Origin of the sequence: Chryseobacterium cheonjiense (assembly GCF_012927265.1) — a bacterium.
Lineage (GTDB): Bacteria > Bacteroidota > Bacteroidia > Flavobacteriales > Weeksellaceae > Chryseobacterium > Chryseobacterium cheonjiense.
The window spans coordinates 218,198-242,189 of record NZ_JABBGF010000002.1 but is presented as its reverse complement, the minus strand read 5'-3'; the positions used below and the strand labels follow the sequence as shown (position 1 = coordinate 242,189).

Annotated in this window: 24 protein-coding genes and 3 tRNA genes; 17 read left to right on the top strand and 10 right to left on the bottom strand. The window is 37.1% G+C overall.

Annotated features, from left to right (window positions below):
- Window positions 1-2: 2 nt before the first annotated feature.
- Both HHL20_RS11660 and pckA read left to right on the top strand, forming a co-directional pair.
- Window positions 3-908 (top strand): GYDIA family GHMP kinase, encoded by a 906-nt coding sequence (locus tag HHL20_RS11660; RefSeq protein WP_169231365.1) that lies wholly within the window; start codon window positions 3-5, stop codon window positions 906-908.
- A 127-nt stretch (window positions 909-1,035) separates the two neighbouring features.
- Window positions 1,036-2,655, top strand: coding sequence for a phosphoenolpyruvate carboxykinase (ATP) (pckA, locus tag HHL20_RS11655; protein WP_169231364.1), 1,620 nt, complete (start codon window positions 1,036-1,038; stop codon window positions 2,653-2,655).
- 135 nt (window positions 2,656-2,790) lie between these two features.
- On the opposite strand, the gene HHL20_RS11650 is transcribed toward pckA, so the two are convergent.
- Window positions 2,791-3,198 (bottom strand): type II 3-dehydroquinate dehydratase, encoded by a 408-nt coding sequence (locus HHL20_RS11650; RefSeq protein ID WP_169231363.1) that lies wholly within the window; start codon window positions 3,196-3,198, stop codon window positions 2,791-2,793.
- A gap of 150 nt (window positions 3,199-3,348) precedes the next feature.
- Here HHL20_RS11650 and HHL20_RS11645 point away from each other — a divergent pair, with 150 nt between their 5' ends.
- The 10 genes from HHL20_RS11645 (at window position 3,349) to HHL20_RS11600 (ending at window position 12,048) form a co-directional block, all read left to right on the top strand.
- Window positions 3,349-3,768: a Fur family transcriptional regulator gene (locus HHL20_RS11645; protein ID WP_169231362.1), complete on the top strand. Its 420-nt coding sequence runs from the start codon at window positions 3,349-3,351 to the stop codon at window positions 3,766-3,768.
- A gap of 46 nt (window positions 3,769-3,814) precedes the next feature.
- On the top strand, window positions 3,815-5,779 hold the full coding sequence (locus HHL20_RS11640) for a heavy metal translocating P-type ATPase (protein WP_169231361.1): 1,965 nt from the start codon (window positions 3,815-3,817) through the stop codon (window positions 5,777-5,779).
- Between the two features lie 404 nt (window positions 5,780-6,183).
- The gene (locus HHL20_RS11635; protein WP_169231360.1) at window positions 6,184-6,546 is read left to right on the top strand and encodes a hypothetical protein; all 363 of its coding nucleotides are present in this window, start codon (window positions 6,184-6,186) and stop codon (window positions 6,544-6,546) included.
- Between the two features lie 379 nt (window positions 6,547-6,925).
- Complete coding sequence (locus HHL20_RS11630; RefSeq protein ID WP_169231359.1) at window positions 6,926-7,201, top strand: YHS domain-containing protein; 276 nt, start codon at window positions 6,926-6,928, stop codon at window positions 7,199-7,201.
- Window positions 7,188-7,868, top strand: a complete 681-nt coding sequence (locus tag HHL20_RS11625) for an SCO family protein (protein ID WP_169231358.1) — start codon at window positions 7,188-7,190, stop codon at window positions 7,866-7,868. Before HHL20_RS11630 ends, HHL20_RS11625 begins: the two co-directional genes overlap by 14 nt.
- A gap of 107 nt (window positions 7,869-7,975) precedes the next feature.
- A complete protein-coding gene (locus HHL20_RS11620; protein ID WP_169231357.1) occupies window positions 7,976-8,650 on the top strand; it encodes a superoxide dismutase in 675 nt (224 codons plus the stop codon).
- A 4-nt stretch (window positions 8,651-8,654) separates the two neighbouring features.
- On the top strand, window positions 8,655-9,023 hold the full coding sequence (locus HHL20_RS11615; protein ID WP_169231356.1) for a hypothetical protein: 369 nt from the start codon (window positions 8,655-8,657) through the stop codon (window positions 9,021-9,023).
- Window positions 9,024-9,203: 180 nt separating this feature from the next.
- Window positions 9,204-10,031 (top strand): MbnP family protein, encoded by an 828-nt coding sequence (locus HHL20_RS11610; protein WP_169231355.1) that lies wholly within the window; start codon window positions 9,204-9,206, stop codon window positions 10,029-10,031.
- Window positions 10,024-11,100, top strand: coding sequence for a cytochrome-c peroxidase (locus HHL20_RS11605; RefSeq protein WP_169231354.1), 1,077 nt, complete (start codon window positions 10,024-10,026; stop codon window positions 11,098-11,100). Before HHL20_RS11610 ends, HHL20_RS11605 begins: the two co-directional genes overlap by 8 nt.
- A gap of 6 nt (window positions 11,101-11,106) precedes the next feature.
- Complete coding sequence (locus HHL20_RS11600) at window positions 11,107-12,048, top strand: transporter (RefSeq protein WP_169231353.1); 942 nt, start codon at window positions 11,107-11,109, stop codon at window positions 12,046-12,048.
- Between the two features lie 129 nt (window positions 12,049-12,177).
- On the opposite strand, the gene HHL20_RS11595 is transcribed toward HHL20_RS11600, so the two are convergent.
- The 6 genes from HHL20_RS11595 to HHL20_RS11570 all read right to left on the bottom strand — a co-directional run bounded on the left by HHL20_RS11595 (window position 12,178) and on the right by HHL20_RS11570 (window position 14,742).
- Window positions 12,178-12,249, bottom strand: a tRNA-Glu gene (locus HHL20_RS11595).
- A 94-nt stretch (window positions 12,250-12,343) separates the two neighbouring features.
- A tRNA-Glu gene (locus HHL20_RS11590) sits at window positions 12,344-12,415 on the bottom strand.
- 11 nt (window positions 12,416-12,426) lie between these two features.
- Complete coding sequence (gene rpsT / locus HHL20_RS11585) at window positions 12,427-12,681, bottom strand: 30S ribosomal protein S20 (protein WP_072883895.1); 255 nt, start codon at window positions 12,679-12,681, stop codon at window positions 12,427-12,429.
- 68 nt (window positions 12,682-12,749) lie between these two features.
- Window positions 12,750-13,070, bottom strand: coding sequence for a hypothetical protein (locus HHL20_RS11580; RefSeq protein WP_169231352.1), 321 nt, complete (start codon window positions 13,068-13,070; stop codon window positions 12,750-12,752).
- 257 nt (window positions 13,071-13,327) lie between these two features.
- Window positions 13,328-13,399: transfer RNA gene (locus HHL20_RS11575), tRNA-Glu, on the bottom strand.
- Window positions 13,400-13,455: 56 nt separating this feature from the next.
- Window positions 13,456-14,742 carry an N-acetylmuramoyl-L-alanine amidase family protein gene (locus tag HHL20_RS11570; RefSeq protein WP_169231351.1) on the bottom strand — a complete coding sequence of 429 codons (1,287 nt, stop codon included), beginning with the start codon at window positions 14,740-14,742 and terminating at the stop codon, window positions 13,456-13,458.
- Between the two features lie 65 nt (window positions 14,743-14,807).
- On the opposite strand from HHL20_RS11570, the gene HHL20_RS11565 reads away from it, so the two are divergent.
- From HHL20_RS11565 to HHL20_RS11555, 3 genes are all read left to right on the top strand, one after another.
- On the top strand, window positions 14,808-17,396 hold the full coding sequence (locus HHL20_RS11565; protein ID WP_185194812.1) for a putative LPS assembly protein LptD: 2,589 nt from the start codon (window positions 14,808-14,810) through the stop codon (window positions 17,394-17,396).
- A gap of 68 nt (window positions 17,397-17,464) precedes the next feature.
- Entirely contained in the window at window positions 17,465-17,845 is a 381-nt protein-coding gene (locus tag HHL20_RS11560) for a RidA family protein (protein WP_047401234.1), read from the top strand.
- Window positions 17,845-18,297: a hypothetical protein gene (locus HHL20_RS11555; RefSeq protein ID WP_169231350.1), complete on the top strand. Its 453-nt coding sequence runs from the start codon at window positions 17,845-17,847 to the stop codon at window positions 18,295-18,297. Before HHL20_RS11560 ends, HHL20_RS11555 begins: the two co-directional genes overlap by 1 nt.
- A 47-nt stretch (window positions 18,298-18,344) precedes the next feature.
- On the opposite strand, the gene HHL20_RS11550 is transcribed toward HHL20_RS11555, so the two are convergent.
- Complete coding sequence (locus HHL20_RS11550; RefSeq protein WP_169231349.1) at window positions 18,345-19,877, bottom strand: trypsin-like peptidase domain-containing protein; 1,533 nt, start codon at window positions 19,875-19,877, stop codon at window positions 18,345-18,347.
- 360 nt (window positions 19,878-20,237) lie between these two features.
- Between HHL20_RS11550 and trhO the strand changes: the two genes are divergently transcribed.
- Both trhO and HHL20_RS11540 read left to right on the top strand, forming a co-directional pair.
- Window positions 20,238-21,602: an oxygen-dependent tRNA uridine(34) hydroxylase TrhO gene (gene trhO, locus HHL20_RS11545; RefSeq protein WP_169231348.1), complete on the top strand. Its 1,365-nt coding sequence runs from the start codon at window positions 20,238-20,240 to the stop codon at window positions 21,600-21,602.
- A 136-nt stretch (window positions 21,603-21,738) separates the two neighbouring features.
- On the top strand, window positions 21,739-22,281 hold the full coding sequence (locus tag HHL20_RS11540) for a 5-formyltetrahydrofolate cyclo-ligase (protein ID WP_317166002.1): 543 nt from the start codon (window positions 21,739-21,741) through the stop codon (window positions 22,279-22,281).
- Here HHL20_RS11540 and HHL20_RS11535 read toward each other — a convergent pair.
- The gene (locus HHL20_RS11535) at window positions 22,227-22,811 is read right to left on the bottom strand and encodes a hypothetical protein (RefSeq protein WP_169231346.1); all 585 of its coding nucleotides are present in this window, start codon (window positions 22,809-22,811) and stop codon (window positions 22,227-22,229) included. The genes HHL20_RS11540 and HHL20_RS11535 overlap by 55 nt on opposite strands.
- Window positions 22,795-23,958 (bottom strand): hypothetical protein, encoded by a 1,164-nt coding sequence (locus HHL20_RS11530; RefSeq protein ID WP_169231345.1) that lies wholly within the window; start codon window positions 23,956-23,958, stop codon window positions 22,795-22,797. Before HHL20_RS11530 ends, HHL20_RS11535 begins: the two co-directional genes overlap by 17 nt.
- Window positions 23,959-23,992 lie beyond the last annotated feature (34 nt).

Below are 23,992 nucleotides of genomic sequence, written 5' to 3'. Positions count from 1 at the left end.
TCATGGGCGAGATATTTTCACCGGGAAAGCTGATGCTTACTTCAGAATATTTCGCAATGGACGGAGCTCTTGTCTTAGCGGTACCAACCAGGCTGGGACAAGAGTTTTCTTTTAAAGAAGAAAACGACCAAAGATCCCTTATCTATTGGGAAGCTTATCATCAAAATAAATTTTGGTTAAAAGCTGTCATCGATTATCAAAACTGGCAGATTGTAGAAACCAATATCCCCCAAAGTGCTGAATTCATCTTAAAAACCTTAAAAAACGTTCAGGCGCTTTCACAGACTAAATTTAAAAGCAATTTTACCTATTACCTTACGACCAATCTTCAGTTTCCTGCAGACTATGGATTAGGAAGCAGTTCTACTTTAATGAACAATCTTGCCGAATGGGCAGCCATTGATCCTTTTTATCTGAATACGATAAGTCTCGGCGGAAGCGGTTATGATATCGCGGTGGCAAAAGAGAAATCTGCAGTGCTTTATCAGAGCAAACCCGAGATAAAATATGAAAAGATAGATTTCAATCCTTCATTCAAAAATGATCTTATTTTTATCCATCTGAATCAGAAGCAGAACAGCCGGGAAGGAATCAATTTATACAAGTCAAAAAATAAGTCCCAAAAACTCGTTGACGAATTTTCGGATATTACAAGAAATATTTTGTTATGCAGAGAATTGGAAAATTTTTCCGACTTAATGTTGATTCATGAGCAAAAAATAGCAGATTTTCTTGAAATTCCTACAGTTAAAGCCCGTTTTTTCGAAGATTGCCCTGTTTTTGTTAAAAGTTTGGGTGCATGGGGCGGAGATTTTATCATGAGCTCAAAATTTGACGGCTTTAAGGACTATTTTTGGGGAAAAGATTTTAACACTATTTTTGAATGGTCGGAAATAATTAGCTCGTAATCAGTAGGTTATAAAGTTGTTTTTTTATTTGCCATTCTGACTTATATCATTATATTTAAACCACTTTTAACAATTAATTAATATTAATTTTGTTAACTCCAAAAAAGAAATAGAAAATATAAGTAAAATGAAAAACGCTAAAATCATCCAGGATTTAGAAAAATTAGGGATTAAAGGAAACTATGAAGTCGTTTATAATCCTTCGTATGAAGAATTATATCAGGCTGAAGTTTCTCCTGAAAATCAGGGCTTTGAAAAAGCTGAGCTTACGGAATCTGGTGCAGTATCAGTAAAAACAGGAATTTTCACAGGTCGTTCACCTAAAGACAGATATATTGTTCAGGATGATGTTACGAGAGATACGATTTTTTGGGACGGTAAAGTAAACCTGCCGACATCACCGGAAATTTTCCAATCTTGTAAAGAGCTTGTTCTGGATCAGCTTTCGACTTCAAAAAAAATCTATGTTGTAGATGCTTTTTGCGGAACGAATGCAGATACCAGACTTAAAGTGAGATTCATTGTAGAAGTAGCATGGCAGGCTCATTTCGTTACGAATATGTTCATCCGTCCTTCTCATTATGAATTAGAGAACTTCGGCGAACCGGATTTCACAGTAATCAACGGATCTAAAACGACAAACCCGAACTGGGAAGAGCAGGGATTACATTCTGAAAACTTTATCATGTTTAACCTTACCGAAAAACTTCAGATCATTGGAGGGACATGGTATGGAGGAGAGATGAAAAAAGGAATGTTTGCCATGATGAATTATTACCTTCCGTTAAAAGGAATGGCTTCTATGCACTGTTCTGCAAATGTAGGAGAAGAAGGTGATGTTGCACTTTTCTTCGGACTTTCAGGTACAGGAAAAACTACTTTGTCTGCAGATCCGAAAAGATACCTGATCGGTGATGATGAGCACGGTTGGGACAACAATGGCGTTTTCAACTATGAAGGAGGGTGTTATGCAAAAGTGATCGACCTTTCAGCAGAAAAAGAACCGGATATTTTCGGAGCAATCAGAAGAGATGCTCTTCTGGAAAACGTAGTGGTGAACAACGGAATTTCCGACTATAAAGATAATTCCATCACGGAAAACACGAGAGTATCGTATCCTATTTATCATATTAATAAGATTGTATTGCCTTCAAAAGCGGGACATGCGAAAAAAATCGTCTATCTTTCCGCAGATGCTTTCGGAGTATTGCCTCCGGTTTCTGTTTTGGATGAAGATCAGGCACAATACCATTTCCTTTGCGGATATACTTCAAAATTAGCAGGAACAGAAAGAGGAATTACAGAACCTGAACCATCTTTCTCACCGGCATTTGGAGAAGCATTCCTAACATTACATCCGACCATGTACTCTAAAACGCTGATCGGGAAAATGAAAGAGCACGGTGCTAAAGCTTATCTTGTAAATACAGGATGGAACGGAACCGGAAAAAGAATTTCTTTAAAAGATACAAGAGCAATTATTGATGCCATTATCGACGGATCTATAGAAAATGCTCCGAAAACAAGAATTCCAATTATGAATCTTGAAGTTCCTACATCACTCCCTAATGTTTCTGAAGGCATCCTTGATCCGAGAGATACCTACAGCAATGTTGAAGAATGGGAAGAAAAAGCAAAAGATCTTGCAGCAAAATACATCAAAAACTTTGAACAATACTGCAATTCTGAAGAAGCTAAGAAATTAGTCGCTTCAGGGCCTCAACTGCAGACACAGACAATTAAATAAATGTGAAAATCCTCATCGTTTGATGAGGATTTTTTATTTGTAAATACTTCGCGTTAAAACTCCTATTAAATAAAATATTTGGTATTAGAGTCTGTCATGCTGAGCCTGTCGAAGCATCTTAGCAGGTTTTCAAATTTATTTTAAACTTAAAATAGCCAATCGATATCCATCCATCCCAAATCCTGATATTACTGCATCCGTATTTGCTGCCGTTACAGACTTTTGCCGAAATTCTTCTCGTTTATAAATATTACTGATATGAACCTCTATCTTCGGCTTCTGAATATTTTTCAAGCAATCAGCAATAGCATAAGAATAGTGCGTAAATGCTCCCGGATTAATTACCAAAGCATCAAAATCATCTTCCTGAAGTCTGTTGATAATTTCTCCTTCAATATTGGATTGATAATATTGTATTTCATGGGAAGGAAATTCGGACTCCAAATTCTCCAAATAATCTTCCATGGAAGTAGTTCCGTAAATTTCCGGTTCGCGGGTTCCCAGAAGATTAAGGTTTGGACCGTTTACAATTAAAACTTTCATGGTATAAAATTAATGGTTTTTCATTATAATGTAGTGGATTGGATTAATTTTTAATAAAATATACACTACAAACTTCGAAGAAGCTATTTGAACTGTCAGTTCATCTATTTTAAAACCTTTAACTTTGAAAAAGCAATCTTCAAAGCGACTATGAAAAAAGATATCGAACATAAATTAATAGATAAAAACACAAAGCCCACCAGCATGAGGATTTTGGTGTATGATTTTCTGAGTTCCCAGGAGGCTGCTTTGTCATTATCAGAAATCGAAAATCATTTTGAAAATGCAGACCGTACCACCATTTACCGTACTTTAAAAACATTCGAAGAAAAAGGAATTGTTCACAGCATTCAGGAAAACACGACTACCAGATACAAACTCTGTCACGATGGCTGTAACGAAAATACCCACAAAGACTGGCATCTCCACTTTTACTGTAAGATCTGTAAGCAGACTACCTGTAGGGAAGATATTTCTTTCCCCGAAAATATTAAATCCGACTTCAGAATTGACGAAATAAGACTTTTTGCTAAAGGAATCTGCGAAAGCTGCCTGGAAAGTTTGCAATAGTATTGCACGTATTTTGTCTGTACATTTGAATAAAAATTGAAGAATTATGGAAGAATGTTGCAGTACAAAACCAAAGCAGGAACACAAACACAAACACGAACATAAAGGTCATGATCACGACCACGAACATTCCCACGATACTGAAAATAAATCAGTATTGAGAATGTTCCTTCCGGCAATGTTTTCTTTCACGATATTAGTAGTGGGAATTGCTTTAGATCATCTGATAAAGCCGGAATGGTTTACAGGAAGTATCCGTTTCATTTGGTATTTAGCTGCGTATATTCCGGTTGGGTTACCTGTTTTAAAAGAAGCTTTTGAAAGTATAAAAAGCGGAGACGTATTCTCGGAATTCTTTCTAATGGGAATCGCAACTGTAGGGGCTTTTGCTATTGGCGAATATCCCGAAGGTGTTGCAGTAATGCTCTTCTATTCTGTTGGTGAAGTATTCCAGGCAATGGCCGTGACGAGGGCCAAAAGTAATATCAAATATTTGCTCGACCAGCGTCCCGATGAGGTGACGGTTTTAAAAGAAGGAAAACCTCAGGCCGTGAAAGCAGAAAAAGTAAATATCGGCGAAATAATTCAGCTGAAATCCGGGGAAAAACTCGCATTAGACGGAGAATTGCTTTCCGAAACCGCTTCTTTCAATACCTCTGCGCTAACCGGAGAAAGCAAGCCTGATACAAAAACAAAAGGAGAAACCGTATTAGCAGGAATGATAAATTTAAATACGGTGAGTGAAGTAAAAGTGACAACGGCTTACCAGGACAGTAAACTGAGCAAAATTTTAGAACTCGTTCAGAATGCAACTGCTCAAAAAGCACCTACGGAATTATTCATCAGGAAATTTGCTAAGATTTACACTCCGATTGTGGTATTTCTTGCCATTGGAATTACATTTTTGCCCTATTTCTTTGCTGAAAACTACCAGTTCAGAGACTGGCTGTACCGGGCATTAGTATTCCTGGTAATTTCCTGCCCATGTGCTTTGGTGATTTCCATTCCGTTGGGATATTTCGGAGGAATTGGTGCCGGAAGCAGAAATGGGATTTTATTCAAAGGAAGTAATTTCTTAGATGTTTTGGCTAATATTCAGCATGTGGTAATGGATAAAACCGGAACGTTAACAGAAGGTGTTTTTAAAGTTCAGGAAATTCACTTTAATAATGAATTTAATAAAGATGAAATTGTAAAACTTGTTAATGCTTTGGAAAGTAAGAGTTCACATCCTGTAGCAACGGCCATTCATGAATTTGCCGGAGAAATTGATCATTCCATTCAGTTTGAAAGTGTAGAGGAAATTCCTGGGCAAGGACTTAAAGCTTTAGTTGATAATAAAGAATTATTGGTAGGCAATCTCAAGCTGCTGGATCAATTCGGTATAAAGTATGATGTCGACTCCGAAAACATTATTTATACCTTGATTGCCGTGGCTTATGATAAAAAATTTGCCGGATATTTTACTATTGCCGATGCTGTAAAATCCGATGCCCAATCAGCCATCAACAGGTTAAAAGCATTACATGTAAAAACAACTATGCTCAGCGGAGATAAAGCTTCTGTTGTAAAACATGTTGCTGCCCAATTGGGGATTCCGAACGCTTGTGGCGATCTTCTTCCGGAAGATAAGGTTAATAAAGTAAAAGAGATAAAAGCAGGAAAGGAATCCGTTGCCTTTGTTGGTGATGGGGTGAATGATGCTCCTGTTGTAGCACTCAGTGATGTAGGGATCGCTATGGGCGGACTGGGAAGCGATGCCACAATCGAAACGGCCGATGTGGTGATTCAGGATGATATGCCAGGCAAAATACCTATGGCGATCAATATCGGAAAGCAAACAAGAAAAATTGTCTGGCAGAATATCACGTTGGCTTTTACTATTAAAGCATCTGTCCTTATTCTGGGCGCGGGAGGTCTGGCAACGATGTGGGAAGCGGTTTTCGCAGATGTCGGAGTGGCGTTACTTGCCATTTTAAATGCGGTAAGAATTCAACGGATGAAGTTTTAATAAGCTGGAAGAGGGAACTAAGATGAGAAGTTTATTGTATTGCGCCTATATTATCAAAATAGGTTTAGTCATCAATAGGAACGGGCTTTAGCCCGTTTGCAAGGATAATTTTTTCAATTTGGCTTTAGCCAGAATTTATTTTTTCTCCCACAGATTTCGCAGATTCTTTTTAGTTTATAATAAAATAATTTTATTCATCTGTGAAAGTCTGTGCAATCCGTGGTTGAGAAATGTAAAAACTGCCGCAGATTTTTAATGCTTTAAGTTATTTGTTTATTTAAAGCTGTGTGATCTGAGAAAGCCGTGGGAAATAAATCATTTATGAAATAATTGCTGAAGCTGACTTTCATCATAATCTGCCTTAAAACAAAATTTCAGTAGTATATTTGTGATAATAAACGAAATTGAAGTTTCTTATTTCCATATTTATCATTTTCACAATTGCATTACGTCCCGTTTTGCCATTGATTAATTATGCGGTTAACTATGATTATATCGTAAAAAATCTTTGTGAAAACAGAAATATACCTCAATCAACCTGTAAAGGGAAATGCTACGTTTCTAAAGAGCTGGCAAAAACAGAAAAACAGTCCACTACCAATCAGACGGCAAAAATTTCAGGAATTGATGTTTTTATCTCCCATGAAATTCTTTCCTTTTCGATGAACAATCAGTTTAATGTTTCAAACAAAAAATCAGATTCGAGCTATATCAATTTCCATACTTCAGAATATTTTTCCAGAATATTCCATCCTCCTTTAGCTTAATATTATTTTCAGCTAATTCTTTAGTTGAATTTTGATGTTGAAATAAACTTAGCTTCAATAATTGCTGAGTGCTTAGTTTATGCTGAGCCTGTCGAAGTACCCTTGCGAACCCGTAAACATTAAGTTTACAAAAAACTTGCGAGCTTAGCATTAAATTAGATTCATTGTAGTTATCCGTAATTGTCGTCATAAAAATCTTTGGGCTCTTTGTTAAGTGAAACGCCTTTGCGAACTTAAAAACAGTAAGTTTATAAAAAAATCTTTGTGATCTTTGCGTTAGAAGACATTATGATTAATTAAGGATAAGCAAGGAATTCATTAGTAAGTCTAGTTAAAAAATCAATCCATTCAAACATTATTAATTTCAATTTAAATAAAAATGAAATCAAAAGTTATTTTAACAGCATTATTGTCTGTTTCATTAATGGCATGTGCCCAGGAAACGCCTAAAGTAAAACATAAAAAGGCAAAAACAGCAGTAAAATCCAATTCGCAACCGGTGAAGTTTGCCAATGCAGTAGACCCGATCTGCAATATGCCCACAGAAGCAGATATGAAAGATACTGCAGTCTATAAAAATAAAACGTACGGTTTTTGCAGTGCCTACTGTAAAGACGAATTCAAAAAAAATCCGGAGAAATATGTCCAAAAATAAAAAGACCAATAACTCCAAAAATAAAGTAATTATTCCGATTGCAGTTATTGCTTTGCTTTTCTTAGGAATCGGTGTCGGAATGGCCTATTTCAAAAAAAATCTCTATACGGTAATGAAAGTCCCTCAATTCGAACTTACCGATCAGAACAATAAAAAAATCACCGATAAAGATATGTTGGGAAAAGTATATCTGGTGGAGTTTTTCTTCAGCAGATGTCCTACAATCTGCCCGGTAATGAATACCAATATGAGAGCCATCGAAGATGAAATCAATAGTCCGGATTTCGGAATTATTTCCATCAGTATTGATCCGGAGAATGATACCCCTCAGACTTTGAAAGAACATGCCGAAAGAATCGGAGTAAAATCTCCAAACTGGCATTTTCTGACGGGTAACAGGGATTATATCGGTAAAATTGCTGATCAGTTCAATATTTATGTCGGAGATAAGGAAGATGAAAGTGAAAGCCTGAACCACAGTGGAATGATCGCCCTTGTGGATAAAGATGGAAACATCCGTTGCCGGTATAATAAGGACAATATGCCGATTCTCTATTATTCGGGATTAAACTATGGAGATCCTGAAGGAAAAACTCCGAAGCTGAATGGGAAATACCATCCGGACCGCGAAATTTTAATGGAAGATATTAAAAAATTGTTGAAATAAAAGGTTTGGAAGGTGGAAGTTAGAAGATGGAAGTTTTATGTAGTATGTAAAGAACTTCAAGCTTCCATACCCATCTCCCGACTAAAATAAACCATAAAATAAAAAGTATGAAAATTATGAAAGTAGCTGCCTTAAGTGCAGTATTTGCGGCGCAGTTTGCGATGGCTCAGTTTAAGCAGTCTCCACTTCCGTACGCCTACAATGCGTTGGAAGGAAATATCGATGCGCAGACCATGGAAATCCATTATTCCAAGCATGCGGCAGCGTATGTTGCGAACCTGAATAAGGCAATCGCGGGAACGCCTCAGGAAAAACAGACTTTATTCGAGATTATGTCGAATGCATCGAAATTACCTGCTGCAGTGAGAAATAATGCAGGAGGACACTACAACCATGAACTGTTCTGGACCGTTTTAACTCCAGAAAAAAATACACAGCCTTCAGCAAAGCTGGCAAAAGCAATTAATGATGCCTTTGGAAGTATGGATGCCTTTAAAGCAAAAATGGCAAAAGCGGGGGCAGACCGTTTCGGATCGGGATGGGCATGGCTTTCAGTGGACAAAAACGGAAAACTGTTTGTTTCATCTACCCCTAATCAGGATAACCCTTTAATGGATGTGGTAGAAGAAAAAGGAACCCCTATTTTCGGGATCGATGTTTGGGAACATGCGTATTATCTAAAATATCAGAACAAAAGAGCAGATTATTTAACCGCGATCTGGAACGTAACGAACTGGAAAGAAATCAGCAGAAGATACGAAGAAGCCATCAGCAAAAAATAATTCAATGAACTTAATTTGCAGCATATTTCTCACACTATTTGTGGTATTCAGACCTCTGGTGCCATTGGTGGAATATGCTGTAAATTATCATTATATCTCCGAAGTTTTGTGTGTCAACAAAAGCAATCCGGAGCTTCACTGTAACGGAAAATGTTACGTAAGCAAACAAATTGCAAAAACCAATGACACCGATTCTTCGCCTTTAAACAAAACAAAAAATTCAGGACAGAAACTCCTTGATATATACGTTCTCCCTGAAATTACCAAAATCCATACAACGGAAAACGCATTCTTTTCAAACGCCCATTTTCTGTACGAAACGGCGTATTCCTTTCTGTTTTTAAAACCTATTTTCAGACCACCGGTTTTTTAGTGCATTATTTTATCATTTTGGGCGATCCCCTATCCCTTGCTTTTCCCGCTGAACGGGTCAGGCTGTCCGCTACTATCTTTTTTTAGATTCTTCCATTCGTCAGAATCCAAAAAAAGGATAACCGCTTCCATCCCTATCGCGATGGAGTATATCAACCTATTTATCACTAAAAAATCAACAATGAAAATCTATAAATTTTTATCACTATTCTTTATTGCCCTTACTTTATTTACCCTTTCATCATGCAGAACCGGCGATGACGATGAGACAGCAGATTCCACTCCCGGAAACCTTCAGCTAAAATTCGAAAACGGGTTCAATAATCTTGGAGATGTAGTTTTGAACCAAACCACCCAAACTTCCGTTAACGGACAAAAGCATCAGTTTTCTACCCTGAAATATATAATCAGCAACATTACTTTAATTGATGAAAACGGAGGTGAGTTCGAGTATCATTACAACGATCCGGATAACGGAGCCTTTATTGTAGACCAGGCAGAAGCTGTTGCCGGAATCAATTACATTAACCTGAAAGAGATTCCTCAAAACAATTACAAAAAAATAAGAATCGGTTTAGGCATCAGTCAGTCGGCTTATCTTTTGGGACAAAGCGGACAGGGAATTTTCTGGCAGAAAGCAAAAACCGCGGGAATGGCTTGGTCGTGGGCGGCAGGATACATCTTCACAAAACTCGAAGGAAAATACGGAACTTCTTCGGCAGCAACAGAATTTATGAACCATTGCGGAAACATGGGCAATACCTCAGCCAACAATACACCGGATCTTTATCGTGAAATTACCCTTGATTTTCCTACAACAGCAAGAGTTTCAAATGAAATTACTCCTTCTGTTCATATTCTGGCAGATCTTAATCAATATCTCAGCGGACAGACTGCTTTAACATTGGATAGTTCCAACGACATGGCAATGGGATCGAACCAGTATCTGGTGAATGTGACGAACAATGTTTCAAAAATGTTTAAAGTAGACCACGTTCACAATGATTAATTGTTTTCAGCAATCCAAAAGAGGGCAATCCGGCTCTCTTTGGATTTTCCTGTTCTTTCTTGCTTTTGCATTAACTTCCTGCACAAGCGATGAGCTTATTGAACCTTTGCCAAAAGATGAAGCCTATCGTCTTGACAAACCATCTGGCTTTCCGGAACTCACTTTCGATATTACAGGAAATCCGGTTACGGTGAATGGAGTAGCGCTTGGGAAAAAACTTTTTTACGAAGGAAAATTATCCAGAAACAATACCATTGCATGCGGTTTTTGTCATATTCAGGAATATGCTTTTACCCATCACGGTCATACCGTAAGTCATGGAATTGATGACAGATTAGGCATCCGAAATGCACCGCCGATACAGAATATGGCTTTTCTGAAAAATTATACATGGGACGGAGTCGGGCACAATCTGGACGAAAGATCTTTGGTTCCGATCACCACAGATTTTGAGATGGACAGTTCTCTTCCTGAAGTCGTAGGAAAATTAAATGCAGATTTGAATTACAAGAAGATGTTTAAAGCAGCATTCGGCGATGAAAATATCACCGGTGAAAAAATCCTTAAAGCTATTTCCCAATTTATGGCAACCATGATTTCCGCCGATTCAAAGTACGACCGTATGAAAAAAGGAAACGCCGTTTTCACGGCTGAAGAAAATCAGGGGATGGCTTTGTTTCAGAATAAATGTGCGTCTTGTCATTCAGGAGAACTGTTTACCGATGAAAGTTATAGGAATACAGGAATGTATTATAATCCGCAGTTCGGCGACAGAGGAAGATATCGTGTAACGCTGGATTGGAATGATAATATGAAATTTCGGGTTCCAAGTCTCAGAAATATAGAATATACCGCTCCGTACATGCACGACGGAAGATTTTACAGTTTAGAAGCAGTCATGAATTTCTATTCTGAAAATGTGGAAAACCAGCCTAATCTCGATCCGTTGCTGAAACAAAACGGACACGTCGGAATTCCAATGACGTCTTTCGAGAAACAGAACATCATCACTTTTCTGAAAACGTTAAGCGATAAAAATTTTATAACGAATCCAAAATTTGCAGAATAATAAATCATGAAGAAGATATTTTTAACATTAGGTTTAGCCGGATGCTTTTTTAGTCAGGCAAAAGAAATCCGTGACAGTTTATTTATTCCAAAAGAATTTAATCCGATTCTATTTGATGATTGTGATGCGTGTGGCTGTGCCGCAGGAAACGGTTCTTCAGGTTTTGAATCTTTATTGAATCCCCAGTTTATCGGCGTTAAATATTTTGCACAGCATTACAGAGCCAAAGAAAATTTATTTGTCAATCATCTTACACAGGATCAGTATTTCAATACGGTTCAGCTTTGGGGAAAAATTCCGGTTGCTAGAAATGTAAGTGTATATGCAAGTATTCCGTTTCAGTTTCACACCAAAAAAACATTACAGGGAGATATCAAAATTGAAGGAATTGGGGATGCGAATGTAATGGGAATTTATCAGCTACTGGATTCCAAAGATTCTTCCCATCAGCTGAACGGAGGTTTCGGAGTGAAAATTCCGATCGGAAGATTTGATGAAAAAGGAATTACAGGCGTAAATCCGAGTTTTCAACTGGGAACGGGAAGCTGGGACTATCAGATGGTTTTGAATTACAAATTTCAGAAAGATAAACTGGCAGTATTGCTGAACACAGATTATACTTTAAAAACAGAAAACAAAAAGCATTACCGTTTCGGAAACCAGTGGAATTATGCAGCGACAGGATTTTACAGAATCTGGAAAAACGAAAACAGTATTTTATCCGGAAAATTCGGAATGCAGGGTGAAGTCTACGACTGGAACAGGCAGTTTAGAGAAGTAATGCCTAAAACCGCCGGAAGCGCCTTGTACGGAAAACTGGGTTTTGAAGCCTCCTACAAAAAATTCAGTTTGGGCAGTGAAGTGATGCTTCCTGCTTATACCAATCTTGCCGGAGGTGACATTGAAGCAAAATCAAGGTTCAGTATTTTTCTGAATGTTGGGATTTGAATGTAATATCTAATATAACCTTTACTTTAATGGTGGAGGTTATTTTTTTTACTCTGACAGTTTTGATTAAGATAAAATTCATCGTATAAAAAGAAAAAGAGATTCAAAAAAATTGAATCTCTTTTTAAGTAGCCCGTAGGGGAATCGAACCCCTCTTACCAGAATGAAAATCTGAGGTCCTAACCGATAGACGAACGGGCCAGCTATCTTCTACTGTTACCAGTATGTTAGTTTTTTTGTTTTTATAAGTATCAACTCTTATTAATTACCAGGTTAGAGTAGTAATTAAATTTTGTAGCCCGTAGGGGAATCGAACCCCTCTTACCAGAATGAAAATCTGAGGTCCTAACCGATAGACGAACGGGCCAACTATACTTATTAAGCTAGTTTGTTAACGTGCTTAGTTAATTTGCTTTTTAAGTTAGCAGCTTTGTTTTTGTGGATAATATTTTTCTTAGCTAATTTATCCAACAAAGCGATAACTTTTGGCAATTGCTCTGTAGCAGCAGCTTTGTTTTCTTCATTTCTTAACACCTTCATTGCTGTTCTAGCAGTCTTGTGGTAGTATCTGTTACGAAGTCTTCTTACTTCGTTTTGTCTAATTCTTTTTAATGCTGATTTATGATTTGCCATATCGTTCAAATGTGAGTGCAAAAGTAAAAACTTTTTTTTTATCTACCAAATTTTATCTTTAAAAATTTTTAATTTTCTTCTGATAAATATTTTCGGAGTTTTCCTATTGCCTGTTCTATTTTAATATTCTCTTCTTCTCTTTCTAATTTTTTGATGGTTGCGGTAAGCATGGCCATCGCGTTGTTCCATTCTCCAGTGGTATTGGTGAAGGTAAGTCCGTCAATCGTTACTGCAAAATCGACTCTTTCTTCTCTCCTGTAAAGTCTGAAACTTATTTCATCATCACTGCCTGTTATCCCGTCTTCATTGATTTTTAAATCGTAACTTTTTGGGTTAGAGTGGATTTTTTTGAAAAGCAATTTCGCTTCCTGTATTTTTAAATCCGGCATGATATTCATTTGTGGCTTTTATAAAGAAAAACATTCTCCTTTAAAGCGGGGCAAAGATAATATTTTTTTCTTTTCAATAAAATACCTTTGGGCAGTTTGGGATATTTTTTATGATAAACTGCTCACAATGTGCGTGATTTTTTTTAACATAATGTTTGTTTAAAACAGGAAAAAGCAAACGGATGATAGAAAGTTTAATTCATGTATAAATAAAAATCTCCAACCTTTTCAGATCAGAGATTAATTGTTGTTTTTCGTAGCCTATAGGGGAATCGAACCCCTGTTGCAAGAATGAAAATCTTGAGTCCTGACCACTAGACGAATAGGCCGAATTTTGAGGTTGCAAAAGTAATCATTAACTTTTTAACTTCAAAATTATATTGCTTTATTTGGATACTTTTTGAATGACCGTATTCTTAATGCCTTTGGCCTCAAGATCTTTCTGAAGTTTTACTGCATCTTCCAGGGTCTGTACTTTTCCGTAAGTATAGTAGAAAACGCCGCTTTCCTTATTTCTATCTACATCTTTCAGGGTCTGAAGAATAAATGAGTTTCCGTTCAGTTTATCTCCAGTATAGACTTCAATGGTATAGTAACCATTGCTCAGTTTCTGATTCGGCATAAAACCTACTGCATATGCATTGCGGAATCCTGCATCTTTAGCTGTCTTAATGTTGATGTCTCTCACAGAAGCCAGATTGGTCACGCCGTAATAATATTTGTACTGTCCGTTTTCTTTGATAGGAAGAATGTAATTTAATCCCTTGAGGGCAGGGTCACCATCATTATATTTTGTAGGAGAACTTAGCAGTAAAATTCTGAAATCATTTTTCAGGGCAACTTCCACTGGTTTTTCCGGTTCCGGCTTTTTCGTAGAGGCAATATATCCTGATTTACGGTCGATAGCTTTTTTATAATCAATAACTGCTTTATAAATACTTTCTGCTATTTCATCCTGACCTTTTTCGGAAGCCAGGTAGTGACTTTCTTCCGGATGGTTGATGAATCCTGTCTCGATAAGTACGGAAGGCATCGCATTCATACGGAGAACGTGCAAATTTTTCTGGAAAACACCGCGGGAGCTTCTCTTATCTTTATTTACAAAATTGTTTTCCACCAGTCCTCCCAGGAGAAGACTGGATTCAAGATACTTGCTTTGCTGAAGTTTCAGGGCAATCAAAGATTCCGGTGAGCTTGCATCATAAGAACCGAAGGTCTGTTTATCCTTTTCATCAAGGAAGATCACATCGTTTTCCCTTTTGGCAACTTCCAGGTTGGTGTCGTTCTGGTCTGGTCCCTGTACAAAAGTTTCGGTTCCGTAAGCCGTTGGCTTTTTTGAAGAATTACAGTGAATGGAAATAAAAAGATCGGCTTTGCTTCGGTTGGCAAGGTTGGTTCGGTCTGAGAGCGAAGGGTATTCGTCTATTTTTCTTGTATAAATTACTTTAAAATCTTTATTTTTTTCAAGCATTGCTCCTACTTTTAAAGTAATGGCAAGCGTAACATCTTTTTCAGCAATCCTTCCTATATCATCATAGGTTCTGTTGGCTCCGTGGTCAGTTCCTCCGTGTCCTGCGTCAAGAACAATGGTGAATTTCTTTTGCGAAAAAATAAAGTTGATCGAAAGAATAAGGAGAAATGATAAAATTATTTTAAAATTTACGTTGTGCATCCTACAGTTTTAAAAATTATATTAATTTTGAGCCTTAATTATATATCATAAATATAACAAATAAATTGGCCAAAACCGTCTCCAAAAATATATTACAAATTTTAATTATCCTAATTTTTAACAGTTTTTTAGCACAGCAAACTCCTGAAAAATTGACTAAGAATACGGTTAATGATACTATTCCCAAGCAAGATACGATCGTTCTGAAAAAAGAACCTCTCGAAAGTGTCCTTCAGACCAAGGCAGACTATAACCGCCGGGATTTTCAGAAAAAAATGATTTATCTCAACAAAAATGCCCAGGTAAAATACCAGGATGTTCAGATTGATGCAGATTATATTTCCATCGATGAGGGCAAAAGCCTTATGTATGCCCGCGGAAAACAGGATTCTTTAGGAAGATACATAGAACCTGCTGTAATTACTCAGGCAGGGAAAAAATATGAAACAGACGAATTTCAGTACAATACAAAAACCAAGAAGGCTGTTGCATTTAATGCCAGGACCGAAGAAAATGAAGGGGTAATTGTCGCTGAAAAAACAAAAAAATACAACGATTCCGTTTTTGCTATGAGACGGGCGAACTATACAACCGATGATTATTTTATTAAAAAGAAAGATACCGCGGCAGATTACCATTTGCGGGCATCAAATATAAAATTGGTTAAAACAAAAAATAAATCTTCTATTATCTCCGGACCGATCCAGATGTATATCGAGCAGGTTCCGACGCCGCTTATCATGCCTTTTGCAATTTTACCTTTTTCGGATAAAAGATCGGCAGGTATCCTGATTCCCAGTTTCGGGGAAAGACAGGATGTAGGGTTTTTCCTCAATGGAATAGGATATTATCAGCCCATCGGAGAACATTTTGACCTTAAGGTTCTTGCTGATATCTATACAAAAGGAAGCTGGAACTTACGACCTGAAATGAATTACGTAAAAAAGTACAGGTATTCAGGGAATTTTTCTGCTGATATCGGAACAGCGGTAAGAGGAATCAAAGGGCTGGACGATTATGGCAAAACAAGTACCTACAGAATCGCATGGAGACATACGCAGGATACGAAATCAAATCCGTTCCTTAATTTTTCCGCATCTGTGGATATTGTAAGCACAAAGTTCTACAATAATACCCTGAACAATAATTACATTCTAAATCAAAACGTATTAAATACCCAGCAGAACTCAACGGTAACCGTTACCAAAAGATTTTTAAGACTTCCGGCAACCATTACGGCGACAGCATCTTATTCACAGAACTTTGCTACCGGATTGGCAGATCTTCGTCTTCCGCAGATGAACGTGGCGATCAATCAGTTTTATCTTTTCGGATCTAAAACAGGAACTAGAACCGGTTTGCTTGAGAATATTACGGTAAATACAGGGCTTAACCTTACGAATTTCGTACAGACCAATGAAGGAGAGCTTTTTACTGCGGCGATGTGGGAAAAAATGCAGACAGGGCTTAAAAATAATATTGCTCTGGGAACCAATACCACGATTGCGAAATATTTCACATTCAGCTTGGGAGCGAATATAGATAATGCTTTAACGACCAAAACCATTAAAAAGTATTACGATCCTATCGCCAATAAACCCGTAACAGCAACTGATAAAGGAATAGCAGGATATTCTACGTTTTCAACCACAGCAAGTATTCAGACGACCTTATATGGACAGGCAAATTTCAAGAAAGGTTCTGCAATTGAAGCCATCCGGCACATGGTTACACCGAGTATCGGATTTACCTATTCTCCGGATTTTGGAGGTTCGGGTTTCGGATATTACAAAAATTATTATGACGCCAACGGAGCTTTAACGCCTTATTCTATTTTTGAAGGAGGGATTGTAGGAACGCCGAGCAGCGGAATGGTAGGTGCGCTAGGATTCAATATCGGAAATAATGTTGAAATGAAAGTGAGATCTAAAAAAGACTCTACGGGAGTAAAAAAAGTTAAACTTTTTGAATCTTTAAACCTATCAGGAAATTACAATTTTGCTGCAAAAGATCACCCTTTTTCCATCATAACGATCAATGGGCAGTCTTCGTTCTTTGATAATAAATTAAGCGTAAACACAAGTTTATCATTAGATCCCTATAAAATCATTTATTTACCGGGGCAGGATACAGGAATCAGAACTGAAGATCTGGGAGGATTCAGTGTACAGGGGTTCAATGTGCAGCTTTCTTATCCTTTAAGCAGCGAAATATTCGGGGAGAAAACAGATTACTCAAAAAAATATCAGTCGAAAGGGGAAATCAGGAACGAAAATTATTATTTTGATGATGATAATTACGCCCATTTTGACCAAGCCTGGACCCTGAACGTAAATGCTAATTATGCCTATACCAAAAGCTATGCTTCAAGAACCCCTACAAGACTGGCTTCGGTGGGTCTTGACGGAAGCATTAAGCTCACTCCGTTCTGGAATATCAACGGAAGCACACATTATGATATGGTGACCAAGCAATTGGCATATACAAGAATTGGTTTTTCGAGGGATCAGCGAAGTTTTACCATCAATTTCAATTGGGTTCCTTTCGGACAATATAAGGTGTATGACTTCTTTATCGGTATCAAAGCCAATATCTTAAGTGATGCCCTAAAATACAAAGACAGAAGTTTTACACAGCCAAATGCACCATTCTAGCATTAGATTTGATATTTGATTATAGAAATAGAATATAAATTTTATATTTGCACCCAAAATAAATTCTAATGAAAAAAATAATCAACACTGTAAATGCTCCTGCAGCAATCGGACCTTATTCACAGGCTAACATGGCAAACGGGGTTTTGTATATTTCGGGTCAGATTCCTGTAGATCCTGCAACAGGCAAATTGGTGGAAGGAATTGAAAAAGAAACACATCAGGTAATGAAAAATCTTGAAGCAATTCTTACGGAAGCAGGAATGACGTTTAAAAATGTTGTTAAGGCTACAATTTTCCTTAAAAGTATGGATGATTTTGCAGTAATGAATGATATTTATGCATCGTACCTTGATGCAGAAAGCTTCCCGGCCCGTGAAACGGTACAGGTTTCCTGCCTGCCGAAAAATGTGGATATCGAAATTTCTATGATCGCTCATCAGGATTAATGAACTTTATAAGAAATACAATTGCGGTTATTGTAGGCCTTGGAATTGCCGGGCTCATCATTACTCTTGGTATAAGAGTATTTCCGCAATGGGTTACTTTCGAAGCTTTTGCTCCGTTTGAGCATTGGCAGAGATTTCTTCAAAGCATGCAGAATGATGATGCATTCTTTGGCTTCCTTTTGTTTATTTCAGGACTGGGGACAACCGTAGGAGGGGTGGCCACAGCGATGATCGTTAAATATGCCAAGGTGGCTTATGCAATACTTATAGGCTTTATCATGCTATTTCTGGCTATGCTGGATGTTATTGTTTTTCCTTATCATCCTACCTTTTATAAAATTTCTATTTTCCTGACGTTCTTCCCGTTTTCCTGGATAGGCGGAAAGATTGTAGAAATTATTTATGAACGTAAAAACAAAAAAAGAATCTCCGAAAAGGTAAATCAATCATAAAAAAAACGCTGCCATTGGCAGCGTTTTTAGATATATGCTAAATGATATTAAGGCATTTTAAATCCTCTTGTATAAATCTGTCCGTAAGCATCCACAAATTTTACCGATACATTCCCTGAATATTTATCAAGAATCTTTTCTACATCTTTTTGTGAATTTACAGGCTTCCCGTTGATCTCGATAACAATATAATTGTCTACGATTCCTATTTTGGCAATCTCACTTCCTTCCGTTACATTTTTAGCAACCACACCACTGTTCAATCCGTAGTCTGTTTTGAATCTTTCGCTTAGAGGATCGAATTCAGCTCCGATTTTTTCAGTAACGCTCAAATCAGCTTTTGTTCTCGTTGAGGTTCCTCCTTTCTGGTCTTTCAAAGTGACAGTAGTAGTGTTTTCTTTACCGTTTCTTAAATAGGTTACGGCTACTTTATCACCTGGGCGTTTGCTTCCGATAGCAATCGATAGATCTGCAAAATCCGTTACTGCCGTATTATCAATTTTTGTAATAACATCACCTACTTTTAATCCTGCATCTTCAGCGCCGCTGTTATCTCCGAAACCGGTTACATACACTCCGGAACCAGCTTTGATATTGGACTTCTTCTCCTTGTTATAAGCAGCCACCTGCATATCGTTGGATAAATCTAAAGATTGTACTCCAAGGAAACCTCGCTGTACAATACCGAATTTCTTAATATCTTCGACGATTTTTCTCGCTAAATTAGAAGGAACCGCAAATCCGTATCCCTGGTAATAACCTGTAGTAGATTGAATGGCTGAGTTAATACCGATAAGTTCACCATTTGTATTCACCAGAGCACCTCCTGAGTTTCCGGGATTGATCGCTGCGTCAGTCTGGATAAAGCTTTCAATCGGATTGGCTGCTTTACCTTGTGAGCTTAAAATTCCGATACCTCTACCTTTTGCCGAAACAATTCCTGCTGTAACCGTAGAATTCAAGCCAAGCGGATTTCCTACGGCAAGTACCCATTGGCCAACCTCAATATTGTCAGAATTTGCAAAGTTCAGGTACGGCAGTCCTTTTTCTTCGATTTTCAGCAATGAAATATCGGTGTTCGGGTCAGTGCCTACCAATGTTGCGATATAAGATTTTTTGTTGCTTAAAACAACCTCCAGTTTATTGGCTCCTGCCACAACGTGATTGTTTGAAATGATATAACCATCAGGAGAAATGATTACCCCTGAACCCATTCCGGAAGGCATGTTATCAGGAGCCTGTTGCTGCTGTCGCTGTCTTTGCTGGCCCCTTCCTCCGAAAGGGTCCCCGAAAAAGAAATCAAAAAGATCCTGTTCCGAAGCACGGTTTGCAGATCGGGATTGATAGTTTTTAATCGTAACAACGGCAGGTACTGTCGTCTTTGCTGCTTTCACAAAATCATCTCCTACAGCAGAAGAATTCATCCCTGCAAAGGTTACATCAGAAGCAGATTTCGTAAAGTATGACTGATCTGCACTGTTGGAGTCGTGATTAAAATATTGTAAAGTTCCAACAGTAGTAGCTCCTGAGATCACTCCTACTACGGCAAATGGCAATAGTTTTTTTAAAGTACTCTTCATTATATATCTTTCTTATTTAATTATTAAATGATTTTTTTTGTTTTATTGTGAACAAATTTAATGCTAAATAGGTATGCACTTGTTATGTATTGTTTCAATTTTAACTAAAATTTAACAGCAATTGTAATAATTTATGTAACATCCCGCAAAATTGAAATTCTAATTAACGAAACTTAAAAAATTCTTAATGACATTCTGACATATTGATGCTCGTATTGTCATAAAGTTAAATAATCTCTGCATTTAAGTGACACCAAAAGAATACCAATATTACCATCGGAACCTGACAAATGTTATATTTTTCCATCTTTGAAAAATAATTATCTTTGCAAAAATTTTCTCACTTAAAACGTTTATAGCATGCAACTGTACAACACCTTAAGCGCAGAAGAAAGAGCTCGACTTATAGATGAGGCCGGAAAAGAGCGCCTTACATTATCTTTCTATGCGTATGCCAAAATTGAAGACCCAAAAAAATTTCGTGACGATTTATTTATAGCCTGGGATGCTCTTGATGCATTGGGCCGTATTTATGTTGCTCATGAAGGAATCAATGCTCAGATGAGCGTTCCTGCGGACAATTTCGAGGCATTTCGCGAAACGCTTGAGGCTTATGATTTCATGAGGGGCATTCGTCTGAATGTGGCAGTGGAGCAGGATAATCATTCATTTTTAAAATTAACCATCAAAGTCAGAAATAAAATCGTAGCCGATGGTCTGAACGATGAGACTTTTGATGTTACCAATAAAGGCGTTCATTTAAGAGCAAAAGAATTTAACACTTTGCTTGAAGATCCGAATACCATTGTCGTAGATTTCAGGAACCATTATGAAAGTGAAGTAGGGCATTTTGAAGGAGCCATTACGCCTGATGTGGAAAACTTCAGAGAAAGTCTGCCGATCATTAATGAACAATTACAGGATTTTAAAGAAGATAAAAACCTTTTAATGTATTGTACCGGAGGAATCCGTTGTGAAAAGGCAAGTGCATACTTTAAACACCAGGGCTTTAAGAATGTTTTCCAGCTTGAGGGTGGAATTATTGAATATACCCGTCAGATTAAAGAAGAGGGAATTCAGAGTAAATTTATAGGTAAAAACTTCGTATTTGATCACAGATTAGGAGAGAGAATTACCGACGATATTATTGCACAGTGCCATCAGTGCGGAAAACCTTGTGACAACCATACCAATTGTGCGAATGATGCCTGTCATTTACTGTTTATCCAGTGTGACGAATGTAAAGCGGCGATGGAAAATTGCTGTTCAACGGAATGTCAGGAAATCATTCATTTACCATGGGAAGAGCAGGTAAAGCTGAGAAAAGGTCTGCAGGTGGGCAATAAAGTCTTCAGAAAAGGAAAATCCGAAGCTTTAAAATTTAAAAAATCAGGAGATCTTCCGGACAAGCCGTTGGCAAAAGCAGCAAAACCTGAAACCAAAGACATCCGCCAGAAAATCAAGACTAAAAAAGTATTAATCGGGAAAGCAGAACATTATTATTCAAAATCTAAAATTGCTCAGTTTTTAATTGAAAATAACGGACTTTCCGTAGGAGATAAAGTGTTGATTTCCGGACCTACAACAGGAGATCAGGAAGTTGAAGTATCCAGTATTTTTGTTAATGGAAACTTCAGCGATACGGCGAAAGAAGGAGATCAGATTACTTTTGAACTGCCTTTCAGAGTGCGTTTATCGGATAAACTGTACAAGATTTTAGATTAATAGATGTAAAGTAACAGAAATTCCGCAGAATTTTATCTGTGTAGTTTCCAATTTTATAAATGGCGCTCCGTAGGAGCGCTATCTTTTTATACATTTGGCTATGAGAAAGTCTGAACTTAGAAAAAATTATTTAGAAATGCGAAAAGCCTTGTCCATTGATGAGGTTGCCTTGTTGTCAGAAAATATTTTTAAAAATTTCGTTGATTACTTTAAACCTTTTCCAAGTCAGAAAGTACATATTTTTATTCCGATTGAGAAATTTAAGGAAATTGATACTCATATTTTCATAGATTACTTCTTAAGTCGGGATATCAGGATCTTTGTTCCAAAAATTGTCGATACAAAACTGATTTCTGTAGAAATATTTGCAGATTCAAAATTTGAACTTAATAATTGGGGGATTTCCGAACCGGTTTCCAATGAAAATTCAGAAGTTTTAGATTTTGATTTTGTAATTACGCCACTTTTATACTGCGACAGACACGGAAACAGGGTTGGCTACGGAAAAGGGTTCTATGACGGTTTTTTTGAAACACTTTATGGAAAGACAAAAAAAATCGGAGTTAATTATTTTAACCCCGATGAAAATATTGATGATGTCTGGGAAAATGATATTCCCGTAGACTATCTGGTGACTCCTACAGAGGTACTGTCTTTCTTCAACAACGGATTGGAATAAAAATTCAGGAAGAAAAATTTGAATTCTTTCTTCGTATTGGGTGTAGAAACAAGGATGTACTGCGCATTTTTCTCAAAAGTACCCAAAGATTTATTCTTATTGTCGAAATATTCTACACTGAATTTCGCAAAATCCAGCGTATCCTGATTGTGCAGGTCTTTATAGACTTCCAGATTATTAACCTTCACTGCTTTTACCTTCAGGCTGTCCAATTCATGAAACAGATTTTTGAAAGTAAGGCTGTCCGGCTTATGGAAATAACTCTGCATCTGTGAATAGATCACAGTGTCGATTTCCGTGTTTCTGTTTCCGGACAGGTAAAGTGTTGATAGATCGAGGAGCTCCTGGACTTTCTGTTTTGTGATATAATTGATCGCCTGTGCACTGTCCATCTGAACAGCTGGGTAGGTTTTGGTATTGTTACTGTTTCTTAGCTTATCCAGATCACTTATTTCCGTTTTCTTGTTGTTACAGGAAACAAATACAAGAAGCCATACCGTAAAAATTAAAAAGTTATTTATTCTTTTCATCTGTTGCAATTTTAAATTTGATGGAGATGATCTTTCCGTTATTATCTTTTTTCATTTCTATTACACTCAAATTCTTTAAAGAAGTCGTCGGTGTGGTGACAAGTGTAATATATTTCTGTTTGTCCAGTCTTTCTATTCCGTAGATATTGTTGTCATAGATCTGGTAGATAACAGCATTTTTGCTGATTAAGCTTTCCAGCTGGTTTCTTTTTCTCTTCAGCTCTTCAGGATCGCCGTTGGCGTCTTTAATAGAGAAATAATAGGCAGCCATTTTATAATCGTCCGGTTTCAGCTCTATAATTTCTTCGTCAGGAGCGTTTTCCAGGCTTCTGTTAACTTCCAGATATTCATAGAATGGCGAGCTGATCTGCATTTTCAGATTCTTATCCTTTGTAGAATAATAAAAACACTCTCCTGGTTTTATTTTATAAAGAATCGGCGATTCATTTTCTTTAATGACTTTTATTTCGAGTGTATTGACAACACCAACGCCTCGGTCGGCATCCGTAAAACAGTATTTATACGTTTGTGAAAAAAGAACATCTTTGAATCCTAAAAGACCGGTAAGAATAACTAAAATAGAAGTTACAAGCGCCCAGACATTTTTTCTGATGAAATTTTTCTTAGGTTTTTGCTCGTTGGTTTTACTTACTGTTATTATTTCTTCTGTTTTATTAATAGGTTGATTTTCAGATGTGTATTTTTGTAAATCGATGTTGTCAGCTGCGTTTTCAGGCTGTTTTTGTGCCGGATTTTCAGTTATTGGGAGATTAGGAGATCCGGAAACTGTTTTTTCCATTTCTGTAAGATCTTCATCGCTGATATCTTCATCATCTTTTAATAACTCTCCGGCAAAAAGATGCTGCTTTTTGAATCCGTACCATGAGTCGTATCCTGCATAAATACTCAATAAATTGAGCATATCAATTCTTGGTAATTTGGTAACGGGAGAATTTTTAAAGTAGGTATAAAAAGATTTTTCACTGATGTTTCCTTTCGCTTTTTTGCGGAGGTCTTCCTGAAAATAGATGATATCAATTCCCTTCCATTTAGAAATATCATCATAGGAAGGGGTATGTTCTTTCAGATATTGAGCCTGTACATCCTTTTTCAGCTGCTCAAAGTGTAATAAATCTAAATCAGTCAATTTATTTTAAAATAATTAAATTATTGATTATCAG